This is a genomic window from Thorsellia anophelis DSM 18579 (assembly GCF_900111395.1).
GTDB lineage: Bacteria > Pseudomonadota > Gammaproteobacteria > Enterobacterales > Thorselliaceae > Thorsellia > Thorsellia anophelis.
Map to the genome: position 1 here is coordinate 1 of NZ_FOHV01000050.1, position 9,360 is coordinate 9,360.

A 9,360-nucleotide genomic window follows, 5' to 3' on the forward strand; every position below is an offset into this window, starting at 1 on the left:
TAACTCTGCAATTGGCTACATGACGCCATTACAAAAAAGAAGAGAATTATTAAAAACAGGCTAAAAAACCCTACAAAAAAACTTGACCATTACAAGTCAGGGCGTGAGCATACATTAATTTACAATCCATCTTTATCTATTATTTAAATAAGTAAAGTGTTGTGGGAAATTAAAGTAAATCAAAAGCAGTAATTTAAATAATTATGTAAATCAATGCCCTAAAAAAAGCTTGCTCGCCCCCTGGTAACTAGTAGATTCATTTTAACGCATATGTAATACTATAGCTTACAATCAATACAAAATTACAAGCATCCCTCTATTAAAATAAGTAATTTTAGAAAAATATAGAATCACTTATTTTAGCCAGACAGAGAACAACATCTATCATTTATCTTTCTTATAGCTTTAAGTTTATATATAATGAATAGTGTATTATTACATAAGTAATATTGTATTTTATAATTTGCAATATTACACACTCAATATAATTCAACCATTTATTCTCAACATGACATACCTCTAATTTTACTTATAACATTAAATAATCCACTTATAATTCAATAAAATAACTGAGAAATTATAGTTATACCCGAACTGAACAGTACTTAGTCAAGTTAATTTTGTTCAGTAACACTACTTATCTTACTTAAAATAAATCACAATTAACTATTAATTAAAATTACTTTATTAAAAATAATATGCATTGTGTTTATATAATGGAATGGAATTAATGATTGAATCTAAGATTGGAAATAAAATTAGAAAAAAATTTAACTAAATATTAATTAAATTTTTTATGGTGTTTCAAATTCGAAATACCAAATTTTTTTTGTTCCTTTACTTGTTTCTCTTGAATATTCAGTGCATTCAGGCATTAAAAAATTCACTGAATATTTTTGATTTTCATATAACCAAAATAAAACGAAACCAATTACTTGAATTTTCGTTGATAATGGTGACAAATAGATAATTGATTCTGGATCTAAGCCTACTATATGATTAACAATTTCTGAAACAATACAGGCTGTTGCAAAAGGGTCATTTGCAGGAGCATAATATCTATTGGTTGTCCATTGTGTACTTGATGTGATTTCACCTGATTTAGATGCCCTTAACGTACTTTGTTGATACATATCAGCACTTAATGATGGAAATGAAAAAACAGGATAAACAGTAGAGCTTTCTTTATATTGATATACATGAGAGATTAGTTTATGATCAAATCCTACATTAATGATTAAACTTGAATTAGGATTTAACTTTGTTGTATTAGAATATGGGCCAACAATAACTGGATTTCTTTTTGTTGAAATAGAAAATTTAGTATTATCTTGTTTAATATATTCATTTGGTTCTGAATATAGCAAACGAAACTTTTTCATACCCGCATATGATAATTTCATAAGTAGTAAAATCAAAATATTTCGCATAAAACCTGTACAATCTATACACAAAGTTAAATCATTTTTAATATGGTTTTTTATGTCGAGCTTGTCCATAATCAAATCCACCTGTAAAACAATATCCTCCATTTTAAGGACTATATATTCTCCACCTGAAGGATATTCATCTTCCTCAAATTTATATTCGGGATGTATAACCCAAAATTTTGATTTAGCTGGAAACTTATTAAATATATTCTTAACTCGTTCACTTTGATTATAAGCTGAAATAAATTTATCAAAATTAATTAAATCGCATTCTAATTGATGATATGATATTTCTTGTTTATGAAAAATTGTATAGTCGATCATAAAGGAAGCTCCGGGGTATTTATTTTTCTATTTTTAAGATCCAAATTCCATTTTTTGGACATATAACCATAATTCATTTTAAATTCATTATCTTTTTCTGGTGAAAAGATAGCCCTCAACAAAGTTGAGTTTATACTTAAATCTCCTCTATATTTTATAGGTAAAGACCATTTTGCGGATAAAATCGGATTTATTTGAATTTTCCTTATTTTTAAGTTGCTATTTCTATCTACTCTACCTGATTCAATTTCAAAAGCTAAAGAATAATTCAATGCAGCTTCTATATTTTTATTGACATCGTCAGCATCTATCGTTTCACTAAAACTAAAAGCTAAAGGGGATACTTCAGGTATATTTAATGAAAATCTAGCTAATTTAAACAACTCACCTAATCTTTCTATAGCTTTCAATGCAGACTCAGATTCAGCCCCTAAATTAGTATCTGCATTAAAGATAAAGTCAGCAGTTTCTTTTATTGCTTGAGTCTGGATTTCGATACTTATTGGTTGTTCTTCATTAAAATTCAAACCTCGGAATACATAAATCTCGAAAACTTTACTCATTAGGAGCAATAAGTTTCTTGGATTACAACGAGCAATACTCAAAAAAGTATTAAATCCACAATATCTAACACCGAGACCAAGATGCTTTTTATTTTCATCACAGATCTGAGCATACAAATCCATTGCGTAATGATTATATGCCGTATAATAGTAATTTTTACCTTTAGGTATTTTATCATCAATAAACATTTTGGCATCATTACTGATTGAAGTTGCTATTTCTAATGAATCTTTATTTTTAGACTTCTTTATTTTTTTTAAAAAAATAAGAATATTCAACCTTTGCAGTAATGCGGGGAAATTGCTCAGCAATAAAGAACTAATTTCAAGAAATAAATCTGGATTTAGTCCAAAAAAAGAAAATATTATTTCAAGTTTTTCTAATGCAACTTCTTTCAATTGTTCAACTGTATTAGGCAATGCATTTTGATAGAAATTATTTTTATCTATATCTTCAAAGTAACTTGAAAAATTTTTTATTAAGATCAAGCCAGCAGATTTTAGCCTTAAATCAATTAATTGTTCCGCAAAACCTTGGAACTTTCGATTATCATCATTATGTATGTCATCAAGGTAGATAACTTTGTACTCATGATTTAGTCTGTTGATTTCTCCAGAAATAGTATCATCTGTTTTCTTTCCATAGATTCTACCACTTATCCTAAAAGTCGCTTTATTTTCACAATATCTAAGAAGAGTATTTATTACTTTTTGCTGCTCAATAGTAAAGTTTTCAATTTCATCGATCATATAAACAATTGTTGCATCGATTTCACTATTTAATTTATGAAATGCTGTGCTTATGCTGCGAAACAAATCACCTAGTTTAAATGGTATTGAAATATTGATTTCTTTTGAAAAAATAGCATTATTGATTACATTATCACAAGATTTTCTTAAATCTATTAACCAGAGATATAACTCTTTTATCGTAGTAATTGAATCTATTTGATTGTCAGTAATCACTTCACGAATTTCATTTAAAAATGAATTAACATCAAAGCTGTAATTTGGGGAAGTTCTCTCTAGATCAATTATTGCGTCAAGTACAAACTCAGTCAGTTTTATTTCAAGGTACATACCAAAAAAGAATTGAGCACCTAATTCACTTGATTTATTGGAAATTAAATCAAATCTAGAGGAATCAATTCCAGTAGCCCTCAAAAAGACGGCTAAGTAACCAGTATTTTTTATAATTTGCATACCGGTGAGTGCAGTTTCTCTTAATCTCATCACAGGATAAGAATAATAACGAAGTAAATGTGTTTTTCCTGAACCTTTACTACCAAGTATAAAGCTTGAAGTTATATCATCAAACTTTAATAGTTTATCAGCTTGGGGTTCTATCCAAAGTTCATTAATTTGTTTATCGCTAAAATCTGAAGCTCTACCCAAAAAAAATGGATTGTTTTTATATATATTACCCATATTAATATTCCTTACCAAAACGTTTAAAAGCTGGTTTCCAATTTTTCATATCAGCCCAAAAAACAATTGGCACATTATCAGGTGTATTGTGAGAAAATGCTATTAATAATTGACTATTATTCCATCCAAATGAAAACTTAGGGCTTAATAAATCCCCATAGTGCTTAATCATTTTCTTTAATTTATTTAACTCTAATGAGTCTGCTGAGTTAATAAAACGTGAATTATCATCAAATAATCTGTAGGTTTTATCCAATTCATAGATTGTGAAAGCTTTTCCATTAAACATATTCTCATTATTCAAAAGAATTAATCCCTCACTAGAAGAAAATAAAGAAAAAAACAAAATTTTTATATGCGGGTTATGAATACGTATTTTTTTAATTATATCACCTAAATAGCATCTAATCTGGCTACCAGAACCAACAATATCATCAAAAAAAACTAGCCGTTCTATATTTTTATCTTTAATTATATAATCAATTTTGTCCCCATCATTTCCATTTGCTAATAAAATACTTGTTAAATCAGCAAAAAAATCTTTTTTTAATTTATTAACTTGTCTAAAATAGTACAATAGATGCGCGCCACTCTCCGAAGGGTTACCAATACCAATAAACTTTGTTTTTGAAAGTTCTATCTCAAATTTATTTTTAATACTAATAAAATCTAGTGGATCTTTTTCTAGCTTTCTAATTTCTTGTTTTATAGGTGAAGCAAAATAATCTCTATATAGAGATTTGAGCATTTCTCTTATCATTGGCTTACTAAAATATATAAATTTAGTGAGAATATATCTTGCATATTGTTGTTCTATTTCCATATCAAACACTTGACCATTAAAGTTATTAATCCACTCATTCAAATAGCTCCATTTTATTTCTTCATCCCAAGAATGAAGAATTAAATCTTTCATTTTAGATGAAAAGTCTTCATTGTTCATTTGCTCTCCTTTTTAAATACTAAAATATGTTCATCTTTAATTATCGAACCATTTACATTCCGTTTTGTCATTAGGCCCCTAGATTTAATTGAATCGATTAAGTGAAGTTCTAGCTTCAAGCCTAATTGTCTCATAATTTGTATTGTAAACTGATCATTTCTCAATTCATTTTCAGTAATTAAGTTATTTCCAGTAACTATTACTATATATCCATAGTTTTCTATACAATTAACTAATTGTTTATATGCGTTTTTCATCTCATATAAATATTGATTTGTTATATAGTATCGAAGCAAATTTTTTTCTTTAATTTTTTGAAGTAATAATTCAAATTCTATTGGCAATTTATCACTAAAATTCACCCTCGTATTAGCAGGTGAACTTTCCCTACCAATTGATATACTATCTAATTCTTTTAAATTGGGTGGAGATGCTAATTCTAACCAGTTAAGTGATAAACTTGAAGATCTAATATATTTTTGTGCGCATCCATATGGAGGTGAAGTAATTATTAGTGATGTTTTAAATGTTTCCGTATTGCTAGATAGTTTAAAGACATTATTAGATACAACTTTGGCAGCTTTTCTTTGTGGTTTTATCTCGTTCGTTTTTTTAATTCTATTTATATTATTAATACATATTCTATAAAATTCACCTAATGGAGATGTGTTTTCGATATTTAATAAATGACTTATAATTTCATTATTTTTATTTTCTGAGAATTTTTTTTTTGGTTTCAATAAGACTGGTACTGCTATTGATGGATCAGCTCGACTACATCTCTTCGCTGTTAAAGAAAAGCAAATCTCAAAAAATTCCTTAACTATTGAATTTTCAATTTCAATTATAGCTCTATATATTTTTTCCAATCCAAATTTTGTTTTCTGAAAATACCACTTTTCATGGTTTATTACATCCACCTTAGGCGCAGTTCTGAATTTAGCAACTTTAGCTTTGATTATATCTAGAGTTTCTAAAAGCTCACTAGTATCATATGGCATAGTTTTTACTTTAGCTATAAGTAGTGCTAATGGATTTGAATCACAAATGTATGGAGTTAAACCTGCTAATGAGGCTTCTAATGCGACTGTCCCAGAACCACAAAACGGGTCTAAAACACTTTGCTCATTACCAACTAAGACCCTCGCGTTTGAAAAAAAATAAGCAATATGTGGTAGAAGTTTTGCGGGGTAAGGATGGATTTGGTGTGTAAACTGATCACCTGACTTAACCCAGTTCACTATCTCTCTAAAATTTACTCTCAGCGGCTTTTTTGATGCATTATACTGTTTTTTAAGGGATAAATAAATTTCAGATGTATCTGTAACATTTATATAGGTATGCTGGTTATGCAATTTATTCTCTCATTAATTTAATATTTAGTAGCCGTAATAATCTTAAACACAATTTAAGATTGTTAAACTTAAGTATTCTACCGTTAATTTTGATAATTTCCAAAATTTGCACTAAAAACATATGTTTTATGTATCATTATCTGAAATTTATCGTACTACAACTTCAATACTGACTAATTATGCTATACTCACCAAAATTTGCAACAATTAAATAAATCAATATCCATATGAAATAATTTTGCATCTTTTTTTGATTTCATGTAATAACTATTATTTGTACAAATATATCAATTTGCATTATATTTTAGAGTCTAGATTGAAGCTCACCAACGTGCTGTCGATCGCTTTCTATACAATTATTTCAATTTCTTGCATCTAAACGTCTCAGCAAAATTTAATGTATTTTTCACATGAAATCAATAACCGTTATATTCAAATATTAATTAGTCCGTTTAGTATGTTTATTTTACATTCTAATTAACATTACATAACCTAGCTGATATATATTACAATAAAAATATAGTAGAATTAATTAAGTTTAAAAGTTTATGTCAATTAAATATATTTTTTTTGAATATACTTAATAATTAACTGTAACTTAAGCTTATTGCTATTAATTTTTTATCACTTACCGAGTTGATATTTATTTTTTAATCAACCTCAAACCCCGCTCCCAATTCCCTTATATTTCTCAACTAACTCCGAAACTTTTTGGTATACGGTTTGTTTCTTGGTTTTGTATTCTGGGTTGAGGAGGCTCATTTTTGGGAGGGCGTCGTTGAGTTCGGTGCCGCTTTCGCTGGCGTGTTCGCGTTTGAGGGACGAATTGATATAACGTCTTGCGGCGGTGTCATTGAGGTTTTCTGTTTGAATAAGTTGCTCGACTTCTCGGCGTAGTTCAGCTTTAGCGAATGTGAAGAATGCATCGATAATACTGGCTGAATCGCTAATCGATTCTAAATGGGTTTGATTGATAAAATCGATTAATAAACTCTCTTTGGCGCGGTTATCTAAGCTTGAGCGAATGACACGGCGTACTTCTTCAATTAAATCGGCTTTGGTTTTTTGAGACTGTTTTTCTTTGAAGATCAGCGTCAGGATATAGTCTAAATTGATTTCTAATGAATTTAATATCTCGACTTCAAACACCACATCATTCCAATCTAATGTTGGGGATTCTTTGCCTTCTTCGGGCGCTCTTAGCCAATCTCGCGTATCGTTATAGACAGAACGATAATCCTGTAATTCGCGTTCTGTTGGTAGTTTGATGCCTTTTAACTCGGTAAGCATTTCATCCGTCAAATGATGTTCTATTTTGAATGCTTCTAAGGCTTCTGCATTGTTGATATCAATCGCTTGCAACTCACTTAATGCCGTAAACTCATCAAAGTTTTGTAATAGATTTTCAACCCGTAAATATTCACCGAACAATTTCACAAAGGCTTTTTTATCGGCTTCGGTTTCAATCTCTTGCGGATTAGGGAAACGTGCATTTAACTCTGCGACGATTTCAATAAAGCCTCGGCGCGCTTTGCCTGAAAGGATATCGGTAAAGCCGTTCATATATTCGTCAAAGCTCTTTTCTAAGATCACGTTCTTGGTATTTTTATCACCGAACAATTTGATTGCATCAATGGTTTCTTGTTCGAGATTTCGGAACGTAACGATATTGCCAAAACTTTTAGTCGCATCATAAATCCGATTGGTCCGTGAAAAGGCTTGAATCAAACCGTGATATTTTAGGTTTTTATCGACAAATAAGGTATTTAACGTTGGCGCATCAAACCCTGTTAAAAACATACCCACGACAATCAATAAATCCACTTCTTGGCTTTTCACACGTTTTGCAAGGTCGCGATAATATTGCTGAAAGCCTTCACCTTCCGTACTAAAGTTGGCATTAAAGTGTGCGTTGTAATCCTTGATTACGCCATCTAAAAACTCTCTTGCGGTACTGTTCATCGCAGATGTTTCAAGACTCTCATCTGTGATGTCACCAATCGCATCTTGCTCTTCATTCGCGGCATACGAAAAAATGGTCGCGACGTTTAGTGGTTTCGTATTCGGCGATATTGCCATTTGTTCCTGTTGCAGTCGCTTAAAGGATTCATAATACGCTTTTGCCGCATCGACACTGCTCACAGCAAACATGGCGTTAAAGCCTTTGCTACCGGGTTTCAAACGGTGGGTTTTATGGCGAAAGTGCTTCAAGATATATTGGGTGACTTCTTTAATGCGTTCTGGATGTAAAAAAGCTTGTTTCAGCGCGGCTGAAGAGAGTTTTTCCTCATCTTGTTCCATTTCAATCTGTTTGAAATGTGGCCTTAAATCGTTGTAATCAACTTTAAATTTCAGCACTTTTTCATCACGAATGGCATCGGTGATCACATAGGCATGCAATTCAGTACCAAATACGCTTTGTGTGGTTTCTGAACCCAGTGCGTTTTGAGTGAAAATTGGTGTGCCAGTAAAGCCAAATTGATAATATTTTTTAAATTTCTTTTGGATATTTTTTTGTGCTTCACCAAATTGGCTACGGTGCGCTTCATCAAAAATAAAGACAACCTGCTTTTGGTATATCGCTAAGTCGTTTTCAGCTCTGATCAGATTATTGAGTTTTTGAATGGTGGTCACAATGATGCGGTTATCATCTTTCTCAATATTTTGTCTTAATCCTTGAGTGCTATTTGAACCATTCACGCTATCAGGCGAAAAGCGTTGATACTCTTTCATGGTTTGGTAGTCCAAATCTTTTCGATCCACCACAAAAAAGACTTTATCAATAAAGTCGAGTTCAGTTGCCAGCCGCGCTGCTTTAAAGCTGGTTAAGGTTTTGCCCGAACCCGTTGTATGCCAGATATAACCACCACTTTGAGTATCACTCCACGTTTTTGCGAGATAACTGCTTTTGATTTTCCACAAGATACGTTCAGTTGCCGCAATTTGATACGGACGCATGACTAATAACGTATTGCTGCCCCCTATGTCACACTACTTGTCCATTGATAACTTAATCATAATAAGGACAGACAAATGAGTAAATTTACCGTAGAATTCAAAGAAACAATTTTGACGAAATTATTAGATGGTGATTATACAAGCATCACAGCATTAGCCCAACACTATAACATCTCAAAAAGCACACTTTATAAATGGCAAACTGAGCTTAAAGCAGGATCGAATGATAACGACATGAAAAATAAAACAACATCTAAAAAGACAAACAGTAAAACTAAATCACCTATCCCTGTTAATAAGCTCTCTGAAGCGCAGAAAAAACTCAATATCATCATAGCCACATCGACATTAAATGAAGC

General features: G+C 30.8%; 5 protein-coding genes and 1 pseudogene. 1 reads left to right on the forward strand and 5 read right to left on the reverse strand.

Annotated features, from left to right (window positions below):
• Positions 1-794 precede the first annotated feature (794 nt).
• The 5 genes and pseudogenes from BMW37_RS14490 to BMW37_RS14510 form a co-directional block, all read right to left on the reverse strand.
• Entirely contained in the window at positions 795-1,754 is a 960-nt protein-coding gene (locus BMW37_RS14490) for a hypothetical protein (protein WP_093322659.1), read from the reverse strand.
• A complete protein-coding gene (locus tag BMW37_RS14495; RefSeq protein ID WP_093322661.1) occupies positions 1,751-3,745 on the reverse strand; it encodes an ORC-CDC6 family AAA ATPase in 1,995 nt (664 codons plus the stop codon). The genes BMW37_RS14490 and BMW37_RS14495 overlap by 4 nt, the downstream gene beginning before the upstream one ends.
• Before the next feature lies 1 nt (position 3,746).
• On the reverse strand, positions 3,747-4,688 hold the full coding sequence (locus BMW37_RS14500) for a phosphoribosyltransferase-like protein (RefSeq protein WP_093322664.1): 942 nt from the start codon (positions 4,686-4,688) through the stop codon (positions 3,747-3,749).
• On the reverse strand, positions 4,685-6,043 hold the full coding sequence (locus tag BMW37_RS14505) for a DNA adenine methylase (RefSeq protein WP_093322667.1): 1,359 nt from the start codon (positions 6,041-6,043) through the stop codon (positions 4,685-4,687). Before BMW37_RS14505 ends, BMW37_RS14500 begins: the two co-directional genes overlap by 4 nt.
• Before the next feature lie 660 nt (positions 6,044-6,703).
• Positions 6,704-9,019, reverse strand: a pseudogene (locus tag BMW37_RS14510) (type I restriction endonuclease subunit R, EcoR124 family); the annotation flags it as partial.
• A gap of 57 nt (positions 9,020-9,076) precedes the next feature.
• Here BMW37_RS14510 and BMW37_RS14515 point away from each other — a divergent pair.
• On the forward strand, positions 9,077-9,360 hold a 284-nt coding region (locus BMW37_RS14515), incomplete at its 3' end, for a transposase (RefSeq protein ID WP_143047687.1).

Coding starts and splice junctions, on each gene's coding strand:
- BMW37_RS14490 (WP_093322659.1), bottom strand. CDS start 1,754: ATGATCGACTATACAATTTTTCATAAACAAGAAATATCATATCATCAA.
- BMW37_RS14495 (WP_093322661.1), bottom strand. CDS start 3,745: ATGGGTAATATATATAAAAACAATCCATTTTTTTTGGGTAGAGCTTCA.
- BMW37_RS14500 (WP_093322664.1), bottom strand. CDS start 4,688: ATGAACAATGAAGACTTTTCATCTAAAATGAAAGATTTAATTCTTCAT.